General features: G+C 73.1%; 25 protein-coding genes. 15 read left to right on the top strand and 10 right to left on the bottom strand.

The window, feature by feature from the left end:
• Window positions 1-6: 6 nt before the first annotated feature.
• The gene (locus BLQ62_RS17410) at window positions 7-477 is read left to right on the top strand and encodes a hypothetical protein (protein WP_068568243.1); all 471 of its coding nucleotides are present in this window, start codon (window positions 7-9) and stop codon (window positions 475-477) included.
• Window positions 478-480: 3 nt separating this feature from the next.
• On the opposite strand, the gene BLQ62_RS17405 is transcribed toward BLQ62_RS17410, so the two are convergent.
• Window positions 481-1,095 carry an acid phosphatase gene (locus BLQ62_RS17405; RefSeq protein WP_231857715.1) on the bottom strand — a complete coding sequence of 205 codons (615 nt, stop codon included), beginning with the start codon at window positions 1,093-1,095 and terminating at the stop codon, window positions 481-483.
• A 37-nt stretch (window positions 1,096-1,132) separates the two neighbouring features.
• Between BLQ62_RS17405 and BLQ62_RS17400 the strand changes: the two genes are divergently transcribed.
• Complete coding sequence (locus tag BLQ62_RS17400; RefSeq protein WP_068529132.1) at window positions 1,133-1,936, top strand: ParA family protein; 804 nt, start codon at window positions 1,133-1,135, stop codon at window positions 1,934-1,936.
• Window positions 1,937-1,944: 8 nt separating this feature from the next.
• Here BLQ62_RS17400 and BLQ62_RS17395 read toward each other — a convergent pair whose 3' ends face one another.
• On the bottom strand, window positions 1,945-3,189 hold the full coding sequence (locus tag BLQ62_RS17395; RefSeq protein ID WP_068568245.1) for an Rv3212 family protein: 1,245 nt from the start codon (window positions 3,187-3,189) through the stop codon (window positions 1,945-1,947).
• A 204-nt stretch (window positions 3,190-3,393) separates the two neighbouring features.
• On the opposite strand from BLQ62_RS17395, the gene BLQ62_RS17390 reads away from it, so the two are divergent.
• The 3 genes from BLQ62_RS17390 to BLQ62_RS17380 all read left to right on the top strand — a co-directional run bounded on the left by BLQ62_RS17390 (window position 3,394) and on the right by BLQ62_RS17380 (window position 5,212).
• Window positions 3,394-3,753, top strand: coding sequence for a DUF4190 domain-containing protein (locus BLQ62_RS17390; protein WP_068568246.1), 360 nt, complete (start codon window positions 3,394-3,396; stop codon window positions 3,751-3,753).
• A gap of 57 nt (window positions 3,754-3,810) precedes the next feature.
• Window positions 3,811-4,236, top strand: a complete 426-nt coding sequence (locus tag BLQ62_RS17385) for a hypothetical protein (protein ID WP_068568247.1) — start codon at window positions 3,811-3,813, stop codon at window positions 4,234-4,236.
• Window positions 4,237-4,306: 70 nt separating this feature from the next.
• The gene (locus BLQ62_RS17380) at window positions 4,307-5,212 is read left to right on the top strand and encodes an SDR family oxidoreductase (RefSeq protein ID WP_068568248.1); all 906 of its coding nucleotides are present in this window, start codon (window positions 4,307-4,309) and stop codon (window positions 5,210-5,212) included.
• Window positions 5,213-5,282: 70 nt separating this feature from the next.
• On the opposite strand, the gene BLQ62_RS17375 is transcribed toward BLQ62_RS17380, so the two are convergent.
• Both BLQ62_RS17375 and BLQ62_RS17370 read right to left on the bottom strand, forming a co-directional pair.
• Window positions 5,283-5,510: a DUF3107 domain-containing protein gene (locus BLQ62_RS17375; protein ID WP_068529144.1), complete on the bottom strand. Its 228-nt coding sequence runs from the start codon at window positions 5,508-5,510 to the stop codon at window positions 5,283-5,285.
• 172 nt (window positions 5,511-5,682) lie between these two features.
• Complete coding sequence (locus BLQ62_RS17370) at window positions 5,683-6,354, bottom strand: ferritin-like fold-containing protein (RefSeq protein ID WP_068529147.1); 672 nt, start codon at window positions 6,352-6,354, stop codon at window positions 5,683-5,685.
• Window positions 6,355-6,556: 202 nt separating this feature from the next.
• Between BLQ62_RS17370 and BLQ62_RS17365 the strand changes: the two genes are divergently transcribed.
• Together BLQ62_RS17365 and BLQ62_RS17360 are read left to right on the top strand one after the other, a co-directional pair.
• Window positions 6,557-8,194 carry a DEAD/DEAH box helicase gene (locus BLQ62_RS17365; protein ID WP_082756871.1) on the top strand — a complete coding sequence of 546 codons (1,638 nt, stop codon included), beginning with the start codon at window positions 6,557-6,559 and terminating at the stop codon, window positions 8,192-8,194.
• Window positions 8,195-8,270: 76 nt separating this feature from the next.
• Window positions 8,271-9,434, top strand: a complete 1,164-nt coding sequence (locus tag BLQ62_RS17360; protein ID WP_068568365.1) for a DUF418 domain-containing protein — start codon at window positions 8,271-8,273, stop codon at window positions 9,432-9,434.
• An 18-nt stretch (window positions 9,435-9,452) separates the two neighbouring features.
• On the opposite strand, the gene fasR is transcribed toward BLQ62_RS17360, so the two are convergent.
• A complete protein-coding gene (fasR, locus tag BLQ62_RS17355) occupies window positions 9,453-10,124 on the bottom strand; it encodes an HTH-type transcriptional activator FasR (protein WP_068530420.1) in 672 nt (223 codons plus the stop codon).
• A gap of 104 nt (window positions 10,125-10,228) precedes the next feature.
• On the opposite strand from fasR, the gene BLQ62_RS17350 reads away from it, so the two are divergent.
• The 3 genes from BLQ62_RS17350 to moeZ all read left to right on the top strand — a co-directional run bounded on the left by BLQ62_RS17350 (window position 10,229) and on the right by moeZ (window position 13,528).
• Entirely contained in the window at window positions 10,229-11,200 is a 972-nt protein-coding gene (locus tag BLQ62_RS17350) for an alpha/beta fold hydrolase (RefSeq protein WP_068529151.1), read from the top strand.
• A 60-nt stretch (window positions 11,201-11,260) separates the two neighbouring features.
• Window positions 11,261-12,271 (top strand): DUF3152 domain-containing protein, encoded by a 1,011-nt coding sequence (locus BLQ62_RS17345; protein WP_068529154.1) that lies wholly within the window; start codon window positions 11,261-11,263, stop codon window positions 12,269-12,271.
• A 75-nt stretch (window positions 12,272-12,346) separates the two neighbouring features.
• The gene (moeZ, locus tag BLQ62_RS17340) at window positions 12,347-13,528 is read left to right on the top strand and encodes an adenylyltransferase/sulfurtransferase MoeZ (RefSeq protein ID WP_170842957.1); all 1,182 of its coding nucleotides are present in this window, start codon (window positions 12,347-12,349) and stop codon (window positions 13,526-13,528) included.
• On the opposite strand, the gene BLQ62_RS17335 is transcribed toward moeZ, so the two are convergent.
• Both BLQ62_RS17335 and BLQ62_RS17330 read right to left on the bottom strand, forming a co-directional pair.
• Window positions 13,529-15,055 carry an acyl-CoA synthetase gene (locus BLQ62_RS17335; RefSeq protein WP_068568250.1) on the bottom strand — a complete coding sequence of 509 codons (1,527 nt, stop codon included), beginning with the start codon at window positions 15,053-15,055 and terminating at the stop codon, window positions 13,529-13,531.
• Window positions 15,056-15,187: 132 nt separating this feature from the next.
• Complete coding sequence (locus BLQ62_RS17330) at window positions 15,188-15,775, bottom strand: hypothetical protein (protein ID WP_133298834.1); 588 nt, start codon at window positions 15,773-15,775, stop codon at window positions 15,188-15,190.
• A 37-nt stretch (window positions 15,776-15,812) separates the two neighbouring features.
• Between BLQ62_RS17330 and BLQ62_RS17325 the strand changes: the two genes are divergently transcribed.
• From BLQ62_RS17325 to BLQ62_RS17315, 3 genes are read left to right on the top strand one after another with little or no spacing between them, the layout of a single operon-like run.
• Window positions 15,813-16,253, top strand: a complete 441-nt coding sequence (locus BLQ62_RS17325) for a nitroreductase/quinone reductase family protein (protein WP_068568251.1) — start codon at window positions 15,813-15,815, stop codon at window positions 16,251-16,253.
• Window positions 16,254-16,289: 36 nt separating this feature from the next.
• Window positions 16,290-17,144: a TIGR02569 family protein gene (locus BLQ62_RS17320; RefSeq protein ID WP_068529182.1), complete on the top strand. Its 855-nt coding sequence runs from the start codon at window positions 16,290-16,292 to the stop codon at window positions 17,142-17,144.
• Window positions 17,132-17,818: a sirohydrochlorin chelatase gene (locus BLQ62_RS17315; protein ID WP_082756842.1), complete on the top strand. Its 687-nt coding sequence runs from the start codon at window positions 17,132-17,134 to the stop codon at window positions 17,816-17,818. Before BLQ62_RS17320 ends, BLQ62_RS17315 begins: the two co-directional genes overlap by 13 nt.
• On the opposite strand, the gene BLQ62_RS17310 is transcribed toward BLQ62_RS17315, so the two are convergent.
• Window positions 17,806-18,096 carry an MGMT family protein gene (locus BLQ62_RS17310; protein WP_068529185.1) on the bottom strand — a complete coding sequence of 97 codons (291 nt, stop codon included), beginning with the start codon at window positions 18,094-18,096 and terminating at the stop codon, window positions 17,806-17,808. The two genes, BLQ62_RS17315 and BLQ62_RS17310, sit on opposite strands and share 13 nt — an antisense overlap.
• A gap of 4 nt (window positions 18,097-18,100) precedes the next feature.
• Window positions 18,101-18,862: an alpha/beta hydrolase gene (locus BLQ62_RS17305; protein ID WP_068529187.1), complete on the bottom strand. Its 762-nt coding sequence runs from the start codon at window positions 18,860-18,862 to the stop codon at window positions 18,101-18,103.
• A gap of 88 nt (window positions 18,863-18,950) precedes the next feature.
• Between BLQ62_RS17305 and BLQ62_RS17300 the strand changes: the two genes are divergently transcribed.
• Entirely contained in the window at window positions 18,951-22,259 is a 3,309-nt protein-coding gene (locus tag BLQ62_RS17300) for an ATP-dependent helicase (RefSeq protein ID WP_068568371.1), read from the top strand.
• Entirely contained in the window at window positions 22,252-25,554 is a 3,303-nt protein-coding gene (locus tag BLQ62_RS17295; protein ID WP_068568252.1) for an ATP-dependent helicase, read from the top strand. Before BLQ62_RS17300 ends, BLQ62_RS17295 begins: the two co-directional genes overlap by 8 nt.
• Here BLQ62_RS17295 and BLQ62_RS17290 read toward each other — a convergent pair.
• On the bottom strand, window positions 25,551-25,958 hold the full coding sequence (locus tag BLQ62_RS17290; protein ID WP_115391328.1) for a DoxX family protein: 408 nt from the start codon (window positions 25,956-25,958) through the stop codon (window positions 25,551-25,553). The two genes, BLQ62_RS17295 and BLQ62_RS17290, sit on opposite strands and share 4 nt — an antisense overlap.
• Window positions 25,959-26,045: the final 87 nt, after the last annotated feature.

The following is a 26,045-nucleotide window of genomic DNA, read 5'->3' as shown; positions in this document are numbered from 1 at the left end:
GGGGTCGTGACTTCGACCAACGGACGCGGCGGCGATTCGCGCCCGGCCGCCACCCGCTCCCGCTCCGCGCGCTCCGGCGCCACCCGCACCGCGGCACCCGGCACCGTCAAGGCGGCCGGCGCCGTCGTCGCGCTCGAGGGGTTCGTGGCGCTGGCCGTCGGCGTCGTCGAACTGATCCGCGGCATCGCCGGCACCGCCGACACCACCACCGGCGCCTACGGCATCGCGTTCTGGATGATCCCGATGGGCGCCGCGGTCCTCGCGGGCGGCATCGCCCTGCTGCGCGGCAAGCGCTGGGGGCGCACGCTCGGCGTGCTTACCAACGTGCTGCTCGGCTGCGCCGGCCTCAGCGGCGCCTTCGCGCAGGGCCGGCCCGAGATCGGCCTGCCCCTGGTCGCGGTCGCCGTGCTCGTGCTCGGCCTGCTGTTCAGCCCGCCGACGGTGGCGTGGCTCGAGGGCGAGTACCGCCGGGACTGACGCCTACCGCCCCGCGTACTGCGCGGCCGCGTAGCCGACGAGCCCGAACCGGCTGATCTGCGGCACGCCGTCGCGGTCGTCGCCGAACACCGCCGCCGAGGCGGGCAGGAGCGCCGTGTGCTGCCCGAAGGCGGCGGGCTGCCCGAGGTAGCGGGCCGTGAGCACCCGGCCCAGGTGGCCGTGCGCGACGAGCACGACGTCACCGTCGGCCATGGCGGCGCGCGCCCGCGCGAGCACCCGGTCCGCGCGCGCGGCGACCTGCTCGCCGGTCTCGCCGCCGGGCGCGCCCGCGGTCCAGATCGTCCAGCCGGGGTCGTCGGCGCGGATCTCCTCGCTGGTGCGGCCCTCGTAGTCGCCGTAGTCCCACTCCGCGAGGTCCGGGTCGACGGCGGTCACCGTCAGGCCCGCGAGCTCCGCCGTCTCCGCGGCGCGGGTGCGCGGGCTGACCAGCACGGTCGGACGCGCCAGCTCGAGCTCGGCGAGGACGGGGCCCAGGGCCCGCGCCTGCGCGATCCCGGTCTCGGTGAGGGGCACGTCGGTGGCGCCGGTGTGGCGACCGATGCGCGACCATGCGGTCTCACCGTGGCGGATGTAGACGAGGCGATGTGTATGGCTCACCCGGTCATCGTCGCGCATCAATGGGTAGGGTCGCACCATGACCGGTGCCTCCCCGTTCGTCCTGGCCGTCGCCAACCAGAAGGGCGGCGTCGCCAAGACCACCACCGTCGCGAGTCTCGGTGCCGCGCTCGTCGAGCTCGGCGCCCGCGTCCTCGTCGTCGACCTCGACCCCCAGGGCTGCCTGACCTTCTCGCTCGGGCACAACCCCGACCGCCTCGAGCACAGCGTGCACGAGGTGCTGTTGGGGGACAAGGGGATCGACGAGGTGCTGCTCGAGACCGAGGACGGCGTCACGGTGCTGCCCGCGACGCTCGATCTGGCCGGCGCGGAGGCACTGCTGCTCATGCGCGCGGGCCGCGAGTACGCGCTCAAGCGGGCGCTGGCGGACGTCGCCGACCGGTTCGACGTGGTGATCATCGACTGCCCGCCGAGCCTCGGTGTGCTCACGCTCAACGGGCTGACCGCCGCGGACGCCGTCGCCATCCCGCTGCAGTGCGAGACGCTCGCGCACCGGGGCGTGGGGCAGCTGCTCAAGACGGTCCGCGACGTGCAGGCGATCACCAACCCGGAGCTGAGCATGCTCGGCGCCATCGCGACGCTCTACGACGCGCGCACCACGCACAGCCGCGACATCCTCTCGGACGTCGCCGACCGCTACGACCTCGCGGTGCTCTCCCCGCCGATCCCGCGCACCGTGCGCTTCGCCGAGGCGAACGCCGCCGGGCGCACCGTGCTCGCCGGGCGGAAGAACAAGGGCGCCAGCGCCTATCGCGAACTCGCGCAGAGCATCAAGGGGCACGTCTCCGACGGTGCGCCGCTGGTCACCTGGGCGTCGGAGTAGCGGTCGGGCTAGGCCGCGCGGTAGGCCTGGACCGTCGACCCCCACTGCGCGAGCAGGGTCTCGTCGACCTCCGCGAGCAGCACCGGCCCGCCCGTGTAGCCGGGCTTGGCGATCGGCGTGGAGCGGGCCAGCGCCCGCGTGCGCAGGTCGTAGGCGGTCAGTGAGGTGGGGCCGGGCACCACGAGCTGGCCGCCGACTACGGCGCCGGGCCCGAGGGTTCCGGGGATCACCATCTGCGCGGTGAGCGAGGCGGCGTCCACCACCACGGTCGCGGTCCCGGTGAAGAACGAGGCGAGGCCGGCCTCCGTCACCACGGGCACCTCGCGCGGGGCGCCGGCGGGCGGGGCGGGCACGTCCACCGAGCGCAGCGTGCGGCCCTGCGGGTCGACGGTGGTCACCCGGGCGGGGCGGCCGTCCTGGGCCGGGACGTAGACCACCGCGCCGCCGGAGGTGGCGGTGATCAGTCGCGCGCGGTCCGTGCCCTCGGGGGCGGCGGCGCCCAGGTCGGGCGAGACCACCGACGAGGTCTCCTGCGGCTCGGTCGCCTCCTTCGGCGACGCGCCGATCAGCGTCAGTCGGGGGGAGGGCTCGGTGGGGCACGCCTCGAGCACGGCGATCGACGCGCCCGCGGGGAGCGCCGAGCCGATGGTGCACCCGGAGCGGGGCTGGACGCCGGGGTTCACCGGCACGTCGGGCTTGCCGTACTCGACGGTGCGCACCAGGTCGGAGCGGAAGACGTCGACGCGGGTCGGGCCCTGCACGACGGCGTAATTGCCGTCGCCGGTGACGGTGATGTCGCGGTCCTCCCGGCTGGTGCGGCTCGCGCGGCGCTGGCCCGTCGTGGGATCGAGCGCCATGACCTCGCCGCAGCCGCGGACGTCGCGGTAGAACGCGAGGACCAGTCCCGCGTTGTCGCTGAGGCCGCAGAGATCGCTCTCGCGCTGGTAGCGCCACGTGCGACGGCCGGTGGCGGGATCGTGGCCGGTGACCTCGCCGCCGCGGCTGAGCACCAGCGCGCCGGTGCTCGGCAGGGTCAGGACGGGCTGGTCCGCGCGCTCGGTCCAGGCCTCCCGCAGCGCCGCCGGGAGCTCGACGAGGTTCCCGGGCACCGTCGACGGTGCGGGAACCGTCTCGCTGACGGCCTTGCTCGCCGAGCCCGTCTGCCAGGCCACGACGCCCGCGACGACCACCGCGACCAGGATCGCGGCCGCGACCGCCAGATCGACGCGGGTCCTGCGTTCGGGTTTCACCACGCGCCCGAGCCTAGCGGCGCGCCGGGCCGCGCCGCCGCCGCACGTCGCCGGGGCATGTCGTCGTGGGTCGTCCGCAGTGCGTCACCCGCGTTCGTAATGCAACTTCCAGTTGCGATAATGTGAGGGTGACCGTCGGGCCGTCCCGGGCGCATCCCTGTCCGGTGACCGAGTGCGCCGGCGTCATTCACAACCAGGAGTGCAGATATGTCGATGCCGAGCGACCATCGCCCGCCCGGGCAGGAACGGTTCCCGTACGGCGGCACCACGCCGCAGGGATACGGCCCGCCGATGCCCGCCGGTGAGCGCGTCAACGATCCGGACAACACGCTCGCGATCACCGGGGTGGTGCTGTCGTTCTTCTGCGCCCTGCCGGGGCTGATCGTCTCGATCGTGGCGCTGAACAAGTCGAAGCGCCGGGGGTACAAGAACACCGTCGCGGTCGTCGGCGTCGTCCTCGGCGGCGTGCTCACGGCCTTCGCCGTGCTCTACCTGATCTTCGCAGTGATCGTCGGCGTCAGCGCGGCCGCGAGCGATCCGTACTCCGCCGTCGCGCTGCTGCGCTGACGGCCCCGGCACCGTCCGCGGCGCCCCGAATCATTCGACCTCGACGAAAGGTATGACATGGGACTGTTCGGTTCGAAGAAGTCCGGCGATCCGACCGAGCGCGCGATGCGCCAGGCGGAGGACATCGCCGCGGGTAAGGGCCTCGGCGGTCGCCTGATGAAGGGATTCATGGGCGCAGACAACGCCGCCCGTCTCGGCGCGGCGATGGACGCGACCCGCCAGGCCCAGGCGGGTGCGGCGGCCGGAGGCGCGGGCGGCGCGGAGCTCGTCCGCGCCGCGGTGATCGGCGTCGCCGATACGGGCCAGCTGGTGAACTTCGATCCGGTCGTGCAGATCACCGTGGACCTGCCCGGCGGGCAGCGGGCGGCGATCCGCACCCTCGTCTCGAAGGTGCAGATCCCGCGCCAGGGCGACGTCGTCCTCGTCGCGCCGGATCCGCAGCGTCCGGGCGAGTACCTGTACGCGGGCCCGGCCGGCCTCTGAGCCGGCCCGCACCCCGTGGACATCAGCGGGTAGAACCGGAAGATCAGCGAGTAGAACCGGAAGGTCGGACATGAACAACGCAACGCATCGCGTCCTGGTCCTCGGGGCGACGGGCTACGTCGGTCGGCACCTCGTCGACGCCCTGCACCGGGAGGGGTACACCGTGCGCGCCGTCGTGCGCGATCGGGCCCGTGCGGAGGCCCCCGGCGCGTACGACGCCCCGGGCCTCGGCCCGCTCGTGGACGAGTGGGTGGTGAGCGCCGACGCTGCGCGGGAGCACGGAGCGGACCTGATGGACGGGGTCGATCACGTCGTCTCCGCCCTGGGCGTCACGCGTCAGCCCGCCGACCCGTGGGACGTCGATTTCCTGATGAACCTGCGCTACCTGCGGCTGGCCGAGGACGCGGCGGTGTCGTCGTTCCTGTACGTCGGGGTGATGAACGCGGCGACCGGCACGTCCGGCGTGGCCCGCGCGAAGTACGCGTTCATGGAGGCGCTGGTCCGCTCGCGGGTGACCCCGCAGATCGTCAATCCGTCGGGCTACTTCTCGGATCTCACCGAGATCTTCGACCTCGCTCGGCGGGGATGGGCGTTCGGCCTGGGGGAGGGCGGCGTGCGCCTGGCGCCGATCCACGGCGCCGACCTCGCGCAGGTCTGCCTCGATCGCCTCGCCGACGGTGCCGCGGGCACCTGGGACGTCGGCGGTCCCGACGTGCTCACCTACCGCGACGTCGTCGACCTGGCCTTCGCGGCGGCGGGCCGGCGCCCGCGCTACGTGCGCCTCCCGGCGGGGCTGGCGCCGCGGGTGGTCTGGGCGGCGGACCGGCTCGGCCCGCGCGCGGGCTCGCTGACCCGCTTCTTCCTCGAGGGCATGCAGGTCGACTCGGTGGGGACGCCGCACGGATCGCGCACGCTGCGCGACTACTTCGCGGCGCGGGCGAACGCGGCGGGTGCGCCGGGGGCCGAGCGCGACTGAACCGGCACCGGGCCCAGCGCGGCCGCCCCGGACGGTGTCCGGGGCGGCCGCGGTGAGGCGATCGCGGGGATCAGCTGGCGTTGAAACCGACCGAGCGGCTCTCGGCCGTCCCGATCTCGACGTAGGAGACGCGGGCGGTGGGCACCAGGTACTGCTTGCCCTTCTCGTCCGTGAGCTCCAGCAGCTCGGTGCGGCCGGCGAGCGCGTCGCTCACGGCCTTCTTCACGTCGTCCGCCTGATCCTTGCTCTGCACCACGAGTTCGCGGTTCGAGTCCGCGATACCGATCTTGATCTCCATGCCACGAGGTTATCGGTCCCGGGCTGCGGGGTGTGCCGTCGGAGCGCAGATTTCCGCTCAGGGCAGCGCGCGTCGCCGCCGCCGATTCCCGCCGGCGCTGCCGAAACCCGTCAACGCTGCCGAGAACCGGCAGCGTTCGCCGGTATCGGCAGCGTTCACCGCAGGCGGTGGCTCAGCCCAGGCCCAGCGTCGCCATCCGCTCGGCGTGGCGGGTCTGCAGCGACTCGAAGAACTGCGTCACGCCGGGCAGGTCCCCGGAGTGCTCGAACAGCAGCGCCGAGAGTTCGTCGCGGGTGGCCAGCACCTCCTGCGCCTGGGTGATCGCCTCCGAGAGCAGGCGCCGCCCCCACAGCGTGAGCGGGGAGCGCAGCGCCGGGTTGGCGGTGACCGCCTCCCGCACCCGCTCGACCGCGAAGTCCGACTCGCGGGTGTCGGAGAGGACCGCCGCGACGATCGTCGCGGGCTCGCCCGGCAGCGCGCGCGCCACCTCCGAGTAGAAGTCCGCCGCCAGCCCGTCGCCGATGTACGCCTTGACCAGCGCCTCGTTCCAGTTCCGCGGGGTCGTGCGCTCGTGGTAGCGGGTGATCACGGGCTCGAACGGGGCGGTCGCGGTGGCGACGTCCTGCCCGCGACGGTCCAGTTCGGTCTCGAGCAGCTCGAAGTTGCGCATCTGCGCCGCCGCCATCGACGACACGGCGATCCGGCCGCGCAGGTCCGGCGCCATCTGCGCCTCCTTGGCCAGCCGCTCGAACGCGGCCAGCTCACCGTGCGCCAGCACCGCGAACAGGGCGGCCACGCCCGGGTGTTCCGACGGGATTCCCCGATGCCGCGCCTGTTCGCTCATGACGCACATGCTAATGCGGGCGGCCCGGCCGGGTACCATGGTCCGTAGCGATCCATTTCGATCGCCGGTAGTTGTGCGCGCACTCCGCCCTCGTCACCACGACGAAGGCGTCGAGGCGACGATGACGGCCCGTTGCGGGCCGAGGATTCATTGGCCGGAAGCAGTGCGCGCGTGAGACATGAACGCGACGCATTCGCCGCCGATGAAAGGCAGAACCATTACTTCCGAGACCACCACCGCAATCACTGACATCCACACCGAGCCCGCCACCGAAGAGGGCATGCCCGACGTCCACGTGATCGGCGACGATCACGTCTCGCCCAGCTTCGCCGAGCTCGGCGTCGACCAGGGCATCGTCGACTCGCTGGCCAAGCGCGGCATCGAGCGCACCTTCGCCATCCAGGAGCTGACGCTGCCGCTCGCGCTGGCCGGCAACGACCTCATCGGTCAGGCCCGTACGGGCATGGGCAAGACCTACGGCTTCGGCGTCCCGCTGCTCAACCGCCTCGTCACCCAGGCCCGCGCCGAGGTGGGCGAGGACGGCCTGCGCGCCCTCGACGGCACGCCCCGCGCCCTCATCATCGTCCCGACGCGCGAGCTGTGCGTGCAGGTCACCGAGGATCTCGAGCGCGCCTCCGACGGCGTCCGCGTGCAGACCACCAAGGGCGAGCGCGACCTGACGATCACCTCGATCTACGGCGGCCGTCCGTACGAGGCGCAGATCGAGGCGCTGCAGAAGGGCGTCGACGTGGTCGTCGGCACGCCCGGCCGCCTCCTCGACCTGGCCAAGCAGGGCCACCTCGTGCTCGGCAAGATCCAGATCCTCGTGCTCGACGAGGCCGACGAGATGCTCGACCTGGGCTTCCTGCCCGACATCGAGCGCATCCTGACGATGGTGCCCACCGACCGGCAGACCATGCTGTTCTCGGCCACCATGCCGGGCCCGATCATCACCCTGGCCCGCACCTTCCTGCGCCAGCCCACGCACGTGCGCGCCGAGCACCACGACGACTCCGCGGTGCACGAGCGAACCACCCAGTACGTCTACCGTGCTCACGCCCTCGACAAGGTCGAGCTGGTGGCGAAGGTGCTGCAGGCCGAGGGCCGCGGCGCCACCATGATCTTCACCCGCACGAAGCGCACCGCGCAGAAGGTCGCCGACGACCTCGCCGAGCGCGGCTTCAAGGTCGGCGCGGTGCACGGCGACCTCGGCCAGGTCGCCCGCGAGAAGGCGCTCGGCAAGTTCCGCGACGGCTCGATCGACGTGCTCGTCGCGACCGACGTCGCGGCCCGCGGCATCGACATCGACGACGTCACCCACGTCATCAACTTCCAGTGCCCCGAGGACGACAAGACCTACGTCCACCGCATCGGCCGCACCGGCCGCGCCGGCAAGACCGGCACCGCGGTCACCCTCGTCGACTGGGACGAGCTGCACCGCTGGGAGCTCATCGACAAGGCCCTCGGCCTCGGCAAGCCCGAGCCGGTGGAGACCTACAGCTCCAGCGAGCACCTGTTCACCGATCTGGGCATCGATCCCAAGGTCAAGGGCAGCCTGCCCGGCGTGCGCAAGCGCGCCGAGGGCGAGGTCGTCGAGCGCAAGCCGCGTGAGAAGCGCGAGAGCACCCGCACCCGGTCGCGCACCCGCACCCGCGGCGGCCAGAAGGTCGACGGTGCGCCCGCCGAGGCCAAGCCCGCCACGGACGCCCCGGCGAAGGCCGAGGGCGGACCGTCGGGCGAGAGCGCCGAGGGCGACGCCCCCGCCCGCAAGCGCCGCCGTCGTCGCCGCTCGGGCGCCAAGAAGACCGAGGGCGCGACCGTCGAGGCCGCGTCGGAGTAGGTCCCCCGAACGACGGACCCCGCGTTCACCGATCGGTGGTCGCGGGGTCCTCGCGTTCCGGGGGAGGGTGGTCGGCATGACCTCGACTCCCGCCCCGGCCGGCACCGCCAGTACCCCGGCGCCCACGACGCGCCGCATCGCCTCGCTCGACGTGGCGCGCGGCCTCGCGATCCTCGGCACCTTCGGCACCAACGTGTGGATCTTCACCGAGCCTCGCGGCATGGTCGGCTACCTGGACACCGTCGGCGCGGAATCGCTGCCGATCCGGGTGCTGCAGACCCTCGCGCAGGGCAAGTTCCTCGGGCTGCTCAGCCTCATGTTCGGGGTGGGGCTGGCGATCCAGCAGGCCTCGGCGGCGCGGCACGAGCGCCCCTGGCCGGGCCGGTACTGGCGCCGCGCGCTGGTCCTGTTCCTCGACGGGCTCGTGCACTTCCTGCTCGTCGCCGAGTTCGACGTGCTCATGGGCTACGCCCTGGTGTCCTTCGTGGTCTCGGCGATGCTGATCCTGCGGCCGCGCGTGCGGCTGCGCTGGGCGGTCGCCTGCGCCGCACTGCACCTGTCCGTGGTGGCGCTGGTGTCCGTCGGGATGACGCTCGAGCGCTCCGGCGTCGGCGCGGGTCCGGAGCCCGCCCGCGCGAACCCGTACGCCGACGGCTCGTTCTGGGACCTGGTGCTCTTCCGTGCCGATCACGCGCTGCTCTTCCGCGCCGAGACGATGTTCATGATCCCGCTGACGATCGCGATGTTCCTCACCGGCGCGGCCCTGTTCCAGGGCGGGCTCTTCGCCCCGGAGGGCGCCGCCCTGCGCCGCCGGATGATGTGGATCGGCGGGGTCGCGGCGCCGGTCGACCTCGCGATCGGGATCGCCGGTGCGCCGCTGGGGCTCGCGGGGCCGGCCGTCTTCGTCGGACGGTACGCCGTCGCCCCGCTCGTGGCGCTGGGGCTGCTCGCGCTGATCGCGGAGTTCTACCAGCGGCGGGCGGTGGGGCGCGTGGGCGGAGCGCTGAGCAACGTGGGAAAGACCGCGCTGAGCTGCTACGTGCTGCAGAACCTGATCGCCTCGGCGCTCTGCTACGGGTGGGGGCTCGGTCTCGCCGCCCGGTTCGGGGCGGAACACCGGCTCGTCTTCACCGTCGCGGTCTACGTCGGCGTGATGGCCTGCCTGCTCGCGGTCTCGGCGCTGTGGACGCGCCGCTTCGCCCGCGGGCCGATCGAGATGCTGATGCACCGCGCGGCCTGAGCCGCGGGACCGACCGACCTACTGGGCGCGGCGCTGGGCCTGCAGCGGCACGCGGCTCAGGCCGCCCCACAGCAGCTCGACGGTGGTGGCCACCGCCTCCTCCTTGGGGATGGGGCGATCGGCGTAGAGCCAGTACCGGGCGCTGACCTGGCTGGCGCCGACGAGCCCGACGGCGAGCATGCGGGCGCGGTAGGGGTCGAGGCCCGAGTCCTCGGAGACGAGGTCGTAGACGGCGTCGATGCACGCGTCCACCGCGCCCTCGACGCGCTCCTGCACGACGGGCTCGAGGACGTCGGACTCGAAGATGAGCTTGTAGCCCATGCTGTCGCGGTCGACGAAGTCGAAGAACGAGCGGACCGCACCGATCACGCGCTCGTGGTTGTCGGTGGAGCTGCTCAGCGCCTCGCGCACGCCGGTGACCAGAGCCTCGCTGTGCGAATTGAGCACCGCGATGTACAGCTCGAGCTTGCCGGGGAAGTGCTGGTAGAGCACGGGCTTGCTGACGCCGGCGCGCACCGCGATCTCGTCCATGCCGGCCGAGTGGTAGCCCAGATCGACGAACACGCTGCTCGCGGCCTCGAGCAGCTGGATGCGACGTGCGCTGCGCGGGAGCCGGGCGGTGCGGCGCGGCGCAGGATTCGTCCCGCCGCGGGGATCGCCCGCCGCGGTCGTCGCGCCCAGGTCCGCCATGTAGTCCACCTCATCGTTTCCGGGCCGCGCCGTGCGGCCCTGACCCGTGAACAATACTCCCGCCGGGTTCGCCGCCGGCGGCTTGCTCTGGCAAGCTGCCCGGTGTGTCGGTTCTCGCACAGGTGAATCGGACCAGCGACGTCTGGCCCGGGGAGTTCCTGACCCTGCGCGGGCGACGGGTGTTCGCCCGCCACGTCGACGCGGCCGCGGCGATCACCGCGCCCCGCGATCCGCGCCCGACGGTGGTGATGGTCCACGGCCTGGGCGGCTCGTCGATCAACTGGACCGACCTGGGGCAGGTGCTCGCGCCGGTCGCGGCCTCGTACGCGCTCGACCTGCCGGGATTCGGGCTCTCCGATCCGCCCGCCGACGGCGACTACTCCATCGAGGAGTTCGCGCAGACGGTGATCGCGTACCTCGAGACGCTGGTCGCGGTCCGGGGCGACGGGATCCACCTGCTGGGCAACTCGCTCGGCGGGGCGATCGCGGTGCGCGTCGCGATGCTCCGGCCCGACCTGCTGCGCTCGCTGACGCTGATCTCGCCGGCCTTCCCGGACCTGCGCCCGCGGATCCGGCGCCTGCAGTTCCTGCCGCTGTCGCTGGTGCGGATCCCCGGCGTCGGGCCGGCGGGATTCCGCCTCATCGCCAGCGCGTACCCGGAGCGGCAGGTCGAGCAGACCTTCCGCGAGATCCTCGTCGACCCGGCCGTCATGGGGCCGGTGCGTCGGCAGCAGGCCGTCGACCAGGCGGCGGCACGCGCGTCGATGACGTGGGCCCCCGACGCGCTCGCCGCGAGCTTCAACGCGCTGGTGCGCAGCTGGCTGGTCGACCTGGGCGCGGCGCACTGGGCGGCGGCCCGGTCGGTCTCGGTGCCCACCGCGGTGGTGTGGGGCGCGCGCGACCTACTGGTCAGTGTCGGGGTGGCGCCGAAGGTCGTGCGGCACATCCGGGGGAGCACGCTGACGGTGTTCGAGGACGTGGGGCACGTCGCGCAGATGGAGCGGCCGGCGGAGACGGCGCGGATCGTCGCCGACCTCATCGCCGCCGCGCAGGCGCAGGAGCGAGCGCGGGCGTGACGGCGGCCGGGCGCGTGTCGGTTCCACTCCCGCGGCGGTGTTCGTGGAATTGTTGACGACGTGAGTAGTCCTTCGAACCCGAGGCGTCCGCGGCCGGACGGGCGTGCGCCGCTTCGGGCCGAGTGGGACCCCATCAACTCCACCGCCGCCACGTCGGGCGAGAACCGCTACCGGCAGCCGCGCGAGCGGGTCTACGCCAAGCAGGGCCGGCTCGGTCGCCTGCTGCGGACCTACGGCTGGCGCGCCTACGCGGTGCCGGTGCTGGCGATCCTCACGGTGGTCGCGCTGGTGATGACCTTCACCGACACCTTCCGGACGCAGGAGTCGACCGAATCGTCGACCGAGAGCCACCTGTCCCGCAATCCGACGCCGGAGAAGACGATCATCGGTGCGCCGACGAAGACGGTGCCGGGCCCGGTGCCGCCCGCCGGCATGCTGCCGGAGGGCGGCGCGTTCACCGAGAAGGGCCAGGGGATCTGGCACGTGGTCCCCGGTGCCACGCCCCGTGTGGGCAAGAAGGACGAGGGCAACCAGCAGGTCTTCACCTACCGGATCGCCGTCGAGGACGGCGTCGACATGAGCGCCCTCGGCGGCGATCAGGCGTTCGCGGCGATGGTCGACAAGACCCTCGCCGATCCGCGCAGCTGGATCCACGACCCCGCCGTCGCCTTCCAGCGCATCGACAAGGGCACCCCGTCGTTCACCATCTCACTGACCTCGCCCATGACGGTGCGGCAGGCCTGCGGGTACACGATCCAGCTGGAGTCGTCGTGCTACAACGGCGAGATCGGGCGCGTCGTGATCAACCTTGCCCGCTGGGTGCGCGGCGCGACCGCCTTCGAGGGCGATCTGACCGGCTACCGGCAGTACGCCATCAACCACGAGGTCGGCCACGCCATCGGCTACCCGCAGCACGTCACGTGCCCCGCGCAGGGCGCCCTCGCGCCGATCATGATGCAGCAGTCCTTCGGCGTGAAGAACCGCGACATCTTCGACCTGGACAAGTCCGACGGCTTCGACAACGACCTCACCTGCCGGCCGAACGCCTGGGTCGCGCCCGTCCTCAAGTGACCCGCGCCCCGGCCCGACGGTGCCGTGCCCGGGAATGGTGCGACGCGCACCGTCGTTGAGCAGAACGTGAGCACCCTGCCCCCGCTTGTCGAACCGGCCGCCGAACTGACCCGCGACGAGGTCGCGCGCTACTCGCGGCACCTGATCATCCCCGAGATGGGGGTCACCGGCCAGAAGCGCCTCAAGAATGCGAAGGTGCTGGTCATCGGTGCCGGCGGTCTGGGCAGCCCCGCGCTGCTCTACCTCGCCGCCGCCGGCGTCGGCACCATCGGCATCGTCGAGTTCGACGAGGTCGACGAGTCCAACCTGCAGCGCCAGGTGATCCACGGCGTCTCGGACCTGGGGCGGCCCAAGGGGGAGAGCGCGCGCGATTCCATCGCCGAGATCAACCCGCTCGTCACGGTCAACCTGCACCCGATCCGGCTCGAGCCCGAGAACGCGGTGGAGCTGTTCGAGCAGTACGACCTCATCCTCGACGGCACCGACAACTTCGCCACCCGCTACCTCGTCAACGACGCCGCGGTGCTGGCGCACAAGCCCTACGTGTGGGGGTCCATCTTCCGGTTCGAGGGCCAGGTCTCGGTGTTCTGGGAGGACGCGCCCGACGGCCCGAACGGCGAGAAGCAGGGCCTGAACTACCGCGACCTGTACCCCGTCGCGCCGCCGCCCGGCATGGTGCCCTCGTGCGCCGAGGGCGGCGTGCTCGGCATCCTCTGCGCCTCGATCGGCTCGATCATGGGCACCGAGGCGGTCAAGCTGATCACCGGCATCGGCGAGTCCCTGCTCGGCCGGCTCATGGTCTACGACGCCCTGGAGATGAGCTACCGCACCCTGTCGATCCGCAAGGACCCGGACGCCCCGCGCATCACCGGGCTCATCGACTACGACGAGTTCTGCGGCGTGGTCTCCGACGAGGCCGAGCGCGCCGCCGCCGGCAGCACCATCACGCCGAAGGAGCTCGTCGAGATGGGTTCCGCCGGCGTCGATTACGAGCTGGTGGACGTGCGCGAGCCCGTCGAGTGGGAGATCGTGCACCTCGACGGCGCGAAGCTGGTGCCCAAGGGCGCCTTCGAGACCGGCGAGGGACTCGCGCAGGTCTCCGCGGACAAGAAGCTCGTCCTGTACTGCAAGACCGGCATCCGCTCCGCCGAGGTGCTCGCCGCCGTGCAGGGCGCGGGCTACCGCGACGCCGTGCACCTGCAGGGCGGCATCACCGCGTACGCCAAGCAGGTGGACCCGTCGCTGCCCGTCTACTGATCAGACCTCGATCAGGCGTTTGACCAGCTTCCCCGTCGGCGTGCGCGGCAGCGAATCGACGAAGCGCACGGCGCGGGGAAGCTTGTAGCGGGCCAGATCCCGTCCCGCGTACTCGATCAGCTCCTGCGCCAGCTCGTCCGACGGTGCCGCCCCCGGCGCCAATTGCACGCAGGCGAGGGCGGTCTCGCCGAGCTCGTCGTGCGGTACCCCGATCACCGCCACATCGGTGACCGCCGGATGCATGATGAGGGCGTTCTCGGACTCCTGCGGGTAGATGTTCACCCCGCCCGTGATGATCATGAAGTCCTTGCGGTCGGTGAGGTAGAGGTAGCCGTCCTCGTCGAGGTAGCCGACATCGCCGGTGGTGGCCCAGTTCTCGTGATCGGGATGCTGCGCCGAGCGGGTCTTCTCGGGCGCGTTGTGGTACTCGAACGGCATCGCGTCACGCTCGAAGTAGATGGTGCCGACCTCGCCGGCGGGGAGGACGGCACCGTCGTCTCCGCAGATCCGGGCGATGCCGAGGCCCGCGCGCCCCACGGACCCGGGGCGCTCGAGGGCTTCCTGCGGGCTGATGAACGTGGCGCCGGCGGCCTCGGTGGAGGCGTAGTACTCGTGGATCACCGGACCCCACCAGGCGAGCATCGACTGCTTGACCTCGGCCGGGCAGGGGGCGGCGGCGTGGATCGCTACCTTGAGGCTGCTGGTGTCGTAGTGGTCCCGGGTCTCCTGCGGAAGCTTGAGCATTCGCACGAACATGGTGGGCACCCACTGGCTGTGCGTCACGCGGTACTTCGCGATGAGGGCGAGGGCCTCCTCCGGATCGAACCGGTGCATCATGATCACGGTGCCGCCGACCGACATGGTGACGCCGCAGAAACGCAGCGGCGCAGCGTGGTACAGCGGCGCGGGCGAGAGGTAGACGGTGTCGGCGTCCATGCCGTACATCGGGGCGAAGATCGCGGTGTAGGCGTCGGGGGTCTGGTCGACGGTGCCCTCGGGGAGCGGGATCCGGATGCCCTTGGGGCGACCGGTGGTGCCGGAGGAGTACAGCATGTCGGTGCCCCGCGGCTGCTCGGTCAGCGGAGTGGAATCGGCTTCCGCGAGAACCGTGTCGAAATCGGCGAACCCCGTGATCGGTCCTCCCCAGGCGATCGCGCGGCCCGGCTCGGCGAGGTTCGGCAGCCGCAGTGCCTCCGAGACCGCCTCCGCCACATCGGCTCCTGCGAACAGCGCTTTCGCATCGCAGTCGGCGAGGATGTAGTTGACCTCGGCCGGAGTGAGGTGGAAGTTGACGGCGGTGACGTACAGGCCGCTGCGGATCGCCGCGGCGTACGCGGAGAAGACGCGCAGATCGTTGCCGGCCACGATCGCGACGGTGTCGCCGCGGCGCAGCCCCAGCGCGCGCAGGTGGTGCGCGAGCCGGGTGGACTCCTCGTTCAGGCGGGCGTGGCTCAGGATCTCGCCGGTGGCGGAGTCGATCGCTGCGGGCTTGCCGGGGGAGAGCTCTGCGAAGGCTCCTGGGAACATGAGAACCGCCTTTAACTTCGAGGTGGTCCCACGGTAGCCGGGCGTCGACATCGGCTCGCCCGTTTTGGTGCGATTATGCGATCGTGATCCGGCGTGTCGGCGGCGCCGCGCACCGCGGACCACGGCCGGCGGTCACGACGGATGATGCGCCGAGAGCCAGGCCGCGTAATCGTCGAGCAGGGCGACGAGCGGCAGGGCGTCGACGGTGGCCACCGGCTCGCCGCGCAGCGCGGCGCGGATACCCGGCATGCGGGCCGCGATCCGGGAGCGCTCGGACAGTTCGTGGTGGCTCAGGCCCTGCTGCTCGCCGAGGACGATCCGCCGCGAGTGCGTCTGCCGCAGCAGCAGCGCGAGCGCGGTGAACTCATCCGGTTCCAGGGCCGGTAGGTGGACCGAGAAGCTCATCACCGGGCCGGGATCCGCGTCGTCGGTCTCCTCCGACTCCTCGAGCCAGTCGGCGTACTCCTGGCTCAGGTCGTCGAGGGCCTCCTCGTCGTCGAAGGAGAGCCGGCGTCCCTCCGTCGCGGCGCGCAGCGCCGAGACCAGGGCGCGCACCGTCTCCGGGTCCGATGACGCGGTGTACCAGCGGTGCGCGTGATGGCCGATCACGATGCGGCCGGGACGGCCCGTCGTGAGCCGGGCCCGCACCTCGTCGAACTCGGAGGTCGAGAGGTCGGGGAACTGGACGGAGACGGTGACCACGGGGCGGGAGGACTGCACCACCCCATTGTCCCGCTCGGCGCTCTAGGCTGGGGGCATGGCCCTCGAAGGTGATTACGCACAGGAGAAGACGAGCTGGGTCTCCGACCAGCTGGCGAAGATCGACGAGACGGGTACCACCGCCGCGGTGGACGTCGCGGGCAGCAAGGTGGTGCTGTTCACCTACCGCGGCCCCAAGTCGGGCAAGCTGCACCGCCGCCCCCTCATGCGGGTGGAGCACGACGGCGCGTACGCCGCCGTCGCCTCGCTCGCCGGCGCGCCGCAGAACCCGGTGTGGTTCACGGCGATGCTCCGCAACGACGAGGTCCAGGTGCAGGACGGCACGTCCGTCGTCACCGGCCCCGTGCGCGAGATCCACGGTGCGGAGCGCGATCAGTGGTGGGAGCGGGCCGTCGCCGCGTACCCGGCGTACGCCGAGTACCAGGAGAAGACGGACCGCCTGATCCCGATCGTCCTGGTGGAACCGGGCCGCGCCTAGCGGCGTCCCCGCTCCCGCGCGGGTAGATTTTCCAGTGTGAGCCCTGTCGAACCTCCCGCGCACGTCCTGTCCACCTTCGGCTTGGACGAGACCGAGCCGATCGCCCTCGGTGCCGAATGGGACGGCGGCTGGCGGTGCGGCGAGGTCGTGCTCTCGCTCATCGCCGATCACGCGCGCGCGGCGTGGTCGGCGAACGTGCGGGAGGACCTGTACGTCGAGGGGATGCGGCTGGCCCGCCCGTTCCGCGCCACCGACGGCCGCTACGTCGTCTCTGGCTGGCGGGCGGACACCTTCATCGCGGGCTCGGCCGAGCCGCGCTTCGACGAGATCATCTCGATGGCCAACCGCCTGCACGAGGTGACCGCCAAGCTGGAGCGCCCGCGGTTCTTGGCCTCGCCGGTGGTCGCGCCGTTCACCGACGTCGACTACTTCGGCTTCGCCGACCGCGCCGCCTGGGAGGACAAGCCGCTGGCGATGGCGCGCAAGCTCGGCGCCCTCGACGAGACGGAGCCGCACCGGCAGCGCGCCGTCGAGCTGGTCAACGAGCTCGCCGCGCTGCGCACCCCCGTCGAGGCGGCGCCGCAGCTGGTGCACGGCGATCTCGCCAGCTCCGTGCTGTTCGCGGGCGCCGCCGCGCCGGGTATCACCGACTTCACCCCGTACTGGCGTCCGCCCGCCTGGGCGGCCGCGGTGGTCGCGGTCGACGGGCTCTCCTGGGGCGGCGCCGACGACGGCCTGCTCATGCGCTGGAACGACCTGCCCGAATGGCCGCAGATGGTGCTGCGCGCCCTCATCTTCCGGCTCGCCGTGCACGCGGTGCACCCGCGCTCCGAGGCCGAGGCGCTGCCCGGCCTCGAGCACATCGTCGAGATCGGCCGGTGGCTGCTCTGAGCGGTGCTCCGGCGCCGCGGCGGATCCTCGTCGCGCACGGCACCCGCTCGGCCCCCGGCATCGCGACGGTCCGCGCGATCACCGGCGCCGTCGCCCGGCGCACCGGCCCCGTCGAGGTGGCCTTCGTCGACGTGCGCGGGCCGTCACCGTCGCAGCTGCTGCGCGAGGACGGCCGCCCGACGGTGCTCGTGCCGGCCTTCCTCGCCGCCGGTTACCACGTGCGCACCGACGTGCCCCGGCACATCGCGGAGAGCGGGCACCCGGCGGTCACGGTCGCCGCGTCGCTCGGGCCGGACCGAGCGCTGGTCGGCGCACTGCTGCGGCGGCTCGACGAGGCGGGCCGGCGGCCCGGCGACGCGATCGTGCTGGGCGCGACCGGATCGTCCGACCCGGACGCCCGGGCCGACGTGCGAACGATGGCGGCGTATCTCGCGGAGGCCGTGGGCGGGCCGGTCCCGGTGGGCTTCCTCGCCGCCGGAGCCCCGACGGTGAGCGAGGCCGTCGCGGCCGCGCGCGCCCCCGGCACACGGGTGTTCGTCGCCGCGTACCAGCTGGCGGAGGGCCTGTTCCACACCCGGCTCGCCGAGGCGGGCGCCGACGCGGTGGCGGCCCCGCTCGGGACCGCGCCCGAGGTGATCGACCTCCTCGTCGCCCGCTTCGCTCAGAGCCGGTAGTCGCGCAGCGGGATGCGGTCGCCGTCGGCGAGCACGCCCTCGGCGCGCAGGTGTTCGAGCTGTTCGCGCGCGATGTGCGCCGCAGGACGCCCGGTGGCGGGAACGACCCGGTACCAGGGCAGATCCGAGGCGTCGGTGCGCATCACCCAGCCGACGATGCGCGGCGAGCTCAGCCCCACCTCGTCCGCGATGTCGCCGTACGTCCGCACCCGGCCCGGCGGGATCGCCGCGATCAGTGCCCGGACGGCCTCGACCTGCTCCTCGGTGACCCTCGCCATCGGCCTATCCGATCAGGCGGCGCGCGTGCGTGCCGACCGTCTCCGGAATCTCCTGCGCCACCATGTGGTCCGACGGCACCGCGATCACCTCGACGCCGTCCGGCATCGCCGCGAGCTGTGCCTCGGTGACGAAGTGGGCGCGCTCGGCGCGCAGCAGCACCGTCGGGATGGACGACGGTGCGCCGACCGCCGGGCGCGCCAACTCGCCCCAGAGCGCCGCGACGGCGGCGCAACTGATGTCCCACTCCCAGCGGCCGGAGTCCCGGCGCACCAGGTGCTCGGCGATCTCGTCGTCGATGACGGGCTCGGGGACCTGCGCCCAGGCCCCGGAGCGCTTGTCTGACTTCGCCTCCTCGGGGGAGGTGAAGTCGAAGAACTCGATGGTCTGTGCGGCGATCGTGCCGCACAGCTCGGGGGCCAGCTCCTGCGCAGGATCGAGCAGCAGCAGTGCCCGCACGAGATCCGGCCGGGCCGCCGCCAGCCGGCAGGCCAGCGCGCCGCCGAGCGAGTGCCCGATCACCGTGACGGGGCCGCCGCCGTGCCGCTCGACGACGCTCACCAGATCGGCGACGTGCTGCTCCAGGTGCCACGGCGGCGCCCACGTGGACCGCGCGTGGCCGCGCAGGTCCGGCGCCAGCACGCGCACGCCCGCGAGCTCGTCGTCGGCGAAGCGCCGCCAGCGGGCGCCGTGGCCGGTCACGCCGTGGATCGCGAGCACGGTGGGGGTGCCGGGTGTCGTCGGCCCGTAGACGTGGGTGTTGAGCATGCCTCGATTGTGCCCCCTGCGGTGCCGTCGCGAACCTGTCGGTGGGCTGTGATGTGATCGACGGGACGTGGTCGTGAAGGGGGTGCGGGTGAACGCGGGAACGGGCGCTCGGGGATCGGACGGTGCGGGGCGGCACCGTCGTCCGCGGCTGCGCCTGCAGTACACACCGCCGGAGCCCCCGCCGGTGCGCGAGTGGGTCGGCCCCATCGCGGCGCTCGCGGCCCCCGCCACGGGCGAGCTGCCGCTGGACGTGGGCGGCTGGGCACCGTACCGCATCCGCGGCGGTCCCGGCACCGGCAAGACCTCGGCGCTGGTCGACATCGCCGTGGCGAAGCTGACGGACCCGTTCGTCGAGCCCGAGTCCGTGCTGATCCTCACCGGCAACAAGCGTGCGGCGGCCGCGCTGCGGCGCGAGCTCTCCGCCCGGGTGCTCGCCGGCCGCGAGGGCGTGCACGCCTCGGGGGAGCCGCTGGTGCGCACCGTGCACTCGCTGGCGTTCGCCGTGCTGCGGCTGCAGGCCGCGAGCACCGGCAGCCCGCCGCCGCGCCTGATCACGGGCTCCGAGCAGGACGCGGTGGTCCGGGAGCTGCTGCGCGGCAACCTCGAGGACGGCGGTGCGCACTGGCCGGAGCGGTTGCGGCCGGCCCTGGTGACCCACGGCTTCGCGGGCGCCCTGCGCGATCTGTTCGCGCAGGCGGCGCAGCGCGGTGCCGGGCCGGACGAGATCGAGGAACTGGCCCGGCGGTACAACCGCGGTCAGTGGCTCGCGGCGGCCGATGCGCTGCGCGAGTACCAGGAGACCACCCTGCTGCGCGGCTCCGTCGGCCTGGCCGGGCCGCAGGCGGTGGCACCCGCGGTGGACGCGGCGGAGCTGATCGACGCCGCCGTCACCGCCCTGGCCTCGGACGATGCCCTGCTCGCGCAGCAGCGCGAGCGCATCCGCTTCCTCCTGGTCGACGACGCGCAGAATCTCGATCCGTTGGCCTCGGCGCTCATCCGGCTGCTCGGCACGGGCACCGAGCTCACGGTGATCGCGGGGGATCCGGATCAGGCGGTCAACTCCTTCCGCGGTGCCAGCACCCGCTTCCTGCAGAACCTCGATGTGACGCCGGAGCGGGACGTCCTGCTCGAGCGCAGCTTCCGGTTCGGCGAGGAGGTGGCGGGCGCCGTGAACCGCATCTCCGCGCGGCTGCCGCACCGGTTCGGGGCGGTCGCCCCGGAGCGACCCCGGCCCGGTTCCGCTGCGGTCCGGCTCTTCTCCACCCCGGCCAAGGAGGCCGATGCGATCGCGGCGATGCTGCGGCGCGAGCACGTCCTGGGCGGCGTGCCCTGGGAGGAGATGGCCGTCGTCGTGCGGTCTGTCTCCGCGTCGATCGCGCCACTGCGGCGCGCGCTGGCGTACGCGGGCGTGCCGGTCACCGTCCCCGCGGACGACGTGCCGCTCGCCCGGCAGCGCGCCGTGCACGCGCTGCTGCTCGTGCTGCGCACCGCCGTCGCACCGGACGGGCTCGATCCGGCGGAGGCGGTCACCCTGCTCTCGGGCCCCGTCGGCGGCGGAGATCCGCTCACCCTGCGGCGGGTGCGGCGCGCGGTGCGTCGCGCCGATCCGGCGGAGGAGCGCGGTTCCGCGGAGATCCTCACCGCGGTACTCACCGGCGCGGCCGAATTCGCGCCCTACAAGGCGGTGCTCACCGAACTCGAGGCCGAGCCGGTGGAGCGGGTGCTCGCCGCCGTCGGGGCGGCTCGCGCCGCGGCGGAGCACGGCACGGTGGAGGAGGTCCTGTGGGCGGCCTGGGCGGCCACGGGCCTCGCCGCCCGCTGGGGCGCCCTCGCGCTGCGCGGCGGAACGCTGGGGGAGCAGGCCGACCGCGATCTCGACGCGGTGATGGGACTGTTCGACTCGGCCGCCGACTTCACCGACGCGCTGCCCACGGCCTCCGTCGGCGCCTTCGTCGAGTACCTCGAACAGCTGCAGATCCCGCGCTCGGACCGGGCGCGGGGCCGCAGCGGGCAGGCCACCGTCGCCGGTGTCACGCTGCTCTCGGCGCACAGCACCGTCGGTCGCGAGTGGGAGGTGGTCGCCGTCGCCGGCGTGCAGGAGGGGCGCTGGCCGAACCTGCGACGCCGCGGCGGCCTGCTCGGCACGGACGAATTGGTGGACGCCCTCGACGGGATGGATCCGTCGGTGCTGCCCACGGTCTCGCGGTCGCTGCCGCTGCTCGCGGAGGAGCGCCGGCTAGTGCTGGTCGCCTGCTCGCGGGCGCGCCGCACGCTGCTGATCTCGGCGGTGGACACCGCCGACGGCGACGGAGATCTGGTGCCGTCCCGGTTCCTGCAGGGGATCGCACCGTCGGGGGACGAGGACCCGGAGACCTACACACCGGCGGTGGAGAGCGCACCGTCGGCCTCGCTGGACCTGCGCACTCTGGTGGCCGTGCTGCGCACGGCCGTGTGCGATCCCGCACGCGATCCCGAGGACCGTGCCCACGCCGCACGGCAGCTGGCGCGCCTCGCCGCCGATCGGGTGCCCGGCGCCCACCCGGACAGCTGGTACGGCATGGCCGGCGCGAGTACCGACGATCCGCTCTGGACCCCCGAGGACGGTCCCGTGGCGCTCTCGCCGTCGAACGTGGAGTCGCTCTCGGCGTGCGCGCTGCGCTGGATGCTCGAGCGGTTCGGCGGCAGCGACGGCGATTCCGCCAAGCAGGCCACCGGCAACCTGGTGCACACCCTCGTGCAGGCGGTCGCGGGCCGCATCCCGAAGGACGAGGTGACCCGTTCGCTGGAGAAGGTCTGGGACCGCGTGGATCTCGAGGCCGACTGGTTCGCCCAACGGGAGCTGGCGCGCACCGAGGAGATGCTCGAATCCTTCCGCGCCTGGCTCGCCGGCAGCCGCGGCGAGCTCACCGAGGCGGGTGTCGAGATCGCCGTCGACGCGGTGATCCCAGGAGATCCCACGGCCGGTGGCGACGATCCCGATGTGCGGATCCGCGGACGGATCGACCGGCTCGAGCGGGATCCGCTGGGCCGGGCCGTCGTGGTGGACGTGAAGACGGGCCGCACCCTGCCCACCCAGGCGGAGGGGCAGGCCCAGGCGCAGCTGCGCACCTACCAGGTGGCGCTGGCGCACGGCGGGATCGACGGTGTCACCGAGACCCCGGGCGGCGGCAAGCTGGTGTACGTCGCCAAGGCGCACAACAAGACCGGTGCCACGGTGCGCGAGCAGGACGCGCTCAGCCCCGCCGACGTGGACGAATGGCTCGGCGTGGTGCGCGAGGCCGCGCGCCGCACCCGGGGGCCGGAGTTCACCGCCACGCTCAACGCCTCGTGCCAGTACTGCGCTGTGGCGTCCTGCTGCCCGGTCGTCGACAAGGGGAGGGCCGTGACCGATGACTGAGGGATTCCCGCACGCCCCGCTGATCTCGGCGGTCGATCTCGCCCACGAACTGGGCCAGGCCTTCGCGCCCACGGAGGAGCAGCGCGCGGTCATCGAGGCGCCGCTCGGCCCGTGCCTCGTCGTGGCCGGCGCGGGCGCGGGGAAGACGGAGACGATGGCCGGCCGCGTGGTGTGGCTGATCGCCAACCGCTACGTCACCCCGGATCAGGTCCTGGGGCTGACCTTCACGCGCAAGGCCGCGCAGCAGTTGATGATCCGCGTGCGCAAGCGGCTCGCCCGGCTGGCCGGTGCTCCCGTCGTGGACCGGATCGACCCGGCGGGGGAGCTGCGGGCGTCGCTGCGCACCGTCGAGCCCGAGATCAGCACGTACCACGCCTACGCGGGCCGGCTGCTGGGCGATTACGGCATGCTGCTGCCGGTCGAGCCGTCGGTGCGGCTGGTCTCCGAGACCGAGCGCTGGCAGATCGCCTACGACGTGGTCACGGGGTGGGACGAGGCACTGGAGCTCGATCGCAACCCGGCGAACCTCACCGAGTGGGTGCTCGGCCTCTCCGGGGCGCTGGCGGATCACCTCGTCACGCCGGATCAGCTCGAGGCCGACGACGACGAGCTCGAACGGCTCATCGGCCTGCTGCCGCCCGGGCCGCGGCAGCGCGCCGCGCCCAACGCCGCGCTCCTCAAGGCCGCCGAGGTGCAGGAGCAGCGGCGCCGGCTGATCCCGCTGGTGCGGGCCGTGGCCGCGGAGATGCGCGCCCGCGAGGTGCTCGACTTCGGCAGCCAGATGGGGCTCGCCGCGCAGCTCGCCCTCGCCAATCCCGATGTGGCGGGGCTGGAACGGGCCCGGTTCGGCGCGGTGCTGCTCGACGAGTACCAGGACACCGGGCACGCGCAGCGGATGCTGCTCGCCTCGTTGTTCGGCGGGCCGTCGGGCGCGGCCGCGGTCACGGCGGTGGGCGATCCGATCCAGTCGATCTACGGCTGGCGCGGCGCCTCCGCGGCGAACCTGCCCCGCTTCGCCACGGACTTCCCCCAGGCCGACGGGAGCCCCGCACCGCGCCGCGAGCTGCTCACCAGCTGGCGCAACCCGACCAGCGCACTGAGCCTCGCCAACGCCGTCTCGGAGGACCTGCGCAGCCGCGGCGTCCCCGTCTCCGAGCTCAAGGCCCGGCCGGATGCGCCGGAGGGCGATCTGCGGATCGCGCTGCACTCCACGGTGATCGACGAGCGCGACTGGGTCGCCGACGCCATCGCCGAGCAGTGGCGCGGGCGCATCGACGCGGGGGAGGAGCCGCCGACGGTCGCGGTGCTGGTGCGCCGCAACGCGGACTCCGCGGGCATCGCCGCGGCCCTGGGCGAGCGCGGCGTGCCCGTCGAGGTGGTCGGCCTCGGTGGCCTGCTGCACACGCCCGAGGTGCAGGACGTGGTGGCGCTGCTGCGGCTCGCGGTCGAGCCGCTCGCCGGTACCGCCGCGATGCGCCTGCTCACCGGCCCGCGCTGGCAGCTCGGCGCCGCCGACCTGCGGGCGCTGTGGAACCGCGCGCGCCGGATCGCACACACCACCGGGCGTGCGGCCACCGGTGCCGTCGCCACGTCCGAACAACTCGACGCCGCGCTGGATGCGACGCTGCCCTCGGAGAGCCTCGACGCCGCGGGGCTCGGCGATGCGATCGCCGATCCCGGGCCCGACGGGGACTACTCGGCGGCGGGCCTGGCGAAGATCCGTTCCCTCGACCGCGAGGTGCGCCACGTGCGCGAGCGCCTCGGGCACCCGCTGCCCGAGGTGGTGGCCGAGGCCGAGCGCGTGCTGGGCGTGAGCATCGAGACCCGGATCCGCGCGTCCCGTCAGCTCGGCGGTCGTGCGACGGGCCGCGAGCACCTCGACGCCTTCGCCGACGTGGTGGTCTCCTACGCCGAGCGGCCCACCGCCACGCTGCCCGGGCTGCTGGGCTTCCTCGCCGCTGCGGAGAAGGTGGAGGGCGGACTCACGCCCGGCGACGTGGAGGTCGCCACGGACCGGGTGCAGGTGCTCACCGTGCACTCCGCGAAGGGGCTCGAGTGGGACGTGGTGGCGGTGCCGCACCTCTCGGAGGGCATCTTCCCGTCGAACCGCGCGCTGCCCACGTGGCTCTCCACGCCCGCCGAGTTGCAACCGAATCTGCGCGGCGATCTGGCCGAGCCCGGTGAGACCGACGGCGTGCCCCGCCTGGACCTCGAGGGATGCAACAACCGCAAGGACCTCGAGGACGCGCTCGACGCGCACCGCAAGGCCCTCAAGGGCATGAACATGCACGAGGACGAGCGGCTGTTCTACGTCGCCGTCACCCGCACGCAGTCGGTGCTCCTGCTCTCGGGGCACTACTGGAGCGAGGACGTGAAGACGCCGAAGGCGCCGTCCCGGTTCCTGGTGGCGGCGCGCGATCACGCACCGGACGCCGTCGGCGAGTGGGCCGGTGAACCGCTGGAGGACGCCCCCAATCCGCTCGAGACCGAGCCGGTCCGGCTGCCGTGGCCGCGCGACTTCCTCGGCGCCCACCGCGCCGACGTGGACGCCGGCGCCGAGCTGGTGCTCGCCGAGCTCGGCCGCGGCACCGTCGACCCCGGGCCGGAGGACCCCGACCCGTACGGCTGGGCCGCGGAGGTCACCGCGCTGCTCGCCGAGCGCGCCCGGCAGGCGCAGGCGGAGCTCGAGGTGGCGGTGCCGCGCGAGGTCTCGGTGAGTCAGCTCGTCGAGCTGCGGCGCAGCCCCGCCACGTTCGCCGGCCGGCTGCGGCGGCCCGTCCCGTTCAAGCCGAACCCGTACGCGCGGCGCGGCACCGCGTTCCACGCCTGGCTCGAACGCCGGTACGGCGCGTCCCGGCTGCTCGACGTCGACGAGCTTCCCGGTGCGGCCGACGGTGACGCCGGAGCGGACGAGAACCTCGCGCTGCTGCAGCGCCGGTTCGAGGAGAGCGAGTGGGCAGGGCGGACCCCCGTCGACATCGAGATCCCGTTCGAGATCGCCGCGGCCGGCACCGTGGTGCGAGGCCGGATGGACGCGGTCTTCCGAGACCCGGGCGGCGGCTTCACCGTCGTCGATTGGAAGACGGGGATGCGGCCGAGCGAGCCCGCGGACGAGCGGGCCGCCGCCGTGCAGCTGACGGCGTACCGGCTGGCCTGGGCGCGGCTGCGTGACGTACCCGTCGATGACGTGCGCGCCGCGTTCTTCTACGTGCGCTCAGGGGAGACGGTGGCACCGTCGGACCTGCTCGACCATGCGGGGCTCGCGAACCTGATCACGAGCGCGGGCGAGGGCTAGTCGCGCTCGCCCCGGTCGCGGGCGATCTTCACGGCCGAGACCAGCATCGGGACCTGCAGGGGAAGGCGGGCGTAGGCGCCCAGCTTGAGCGGCAGGGGCTTGTCCGACCACTGCTGCGCCATGTGCACGTTGGCCGGGAAGACGGCGGCGAACAGGGCCGTCGCGGCCACGCCTCCCAGGCGGCGGGTCCGCGGCGCGGCCAGCAGCGCAGCGGTGGTGAGTTCCGCCACGCCGGAGAGGTGGGTCGCGCGTCGCGGCGCCAACCCCAGGGGCAGGTTCGGCGGCACGATCGAATCGAAGGGCTTCGGTGCGATGAAGTGGAGGACACCCATCCCGGCGAGGGATAGGGCCATGCCGCCGGCGAGCTTGTCGGTTCGGCGGGCGGGGCGGTCTGTGGACACCATTGGCAGATTGTGGCAGATTGCACGACGGCTCCGCCGGACGTGCTAGACCGGACGGGTAAGGACCAGCACTCTCGCTCCGAATCGCCC

Source organism: Tsukamurella pulmonis, from assembly GCF_900103175.1.
Taxonomy (GTDB): domain Bacteria; phylum Actinomycetota; class Actinomycetes; order Mycobacteriales; family Mycobacteriaceae; genus Tsukamurella; species Tsukamurella pulmonis.
This window is presented reverse-complemented; position numbering and strand designations above follow the sequence as displayed.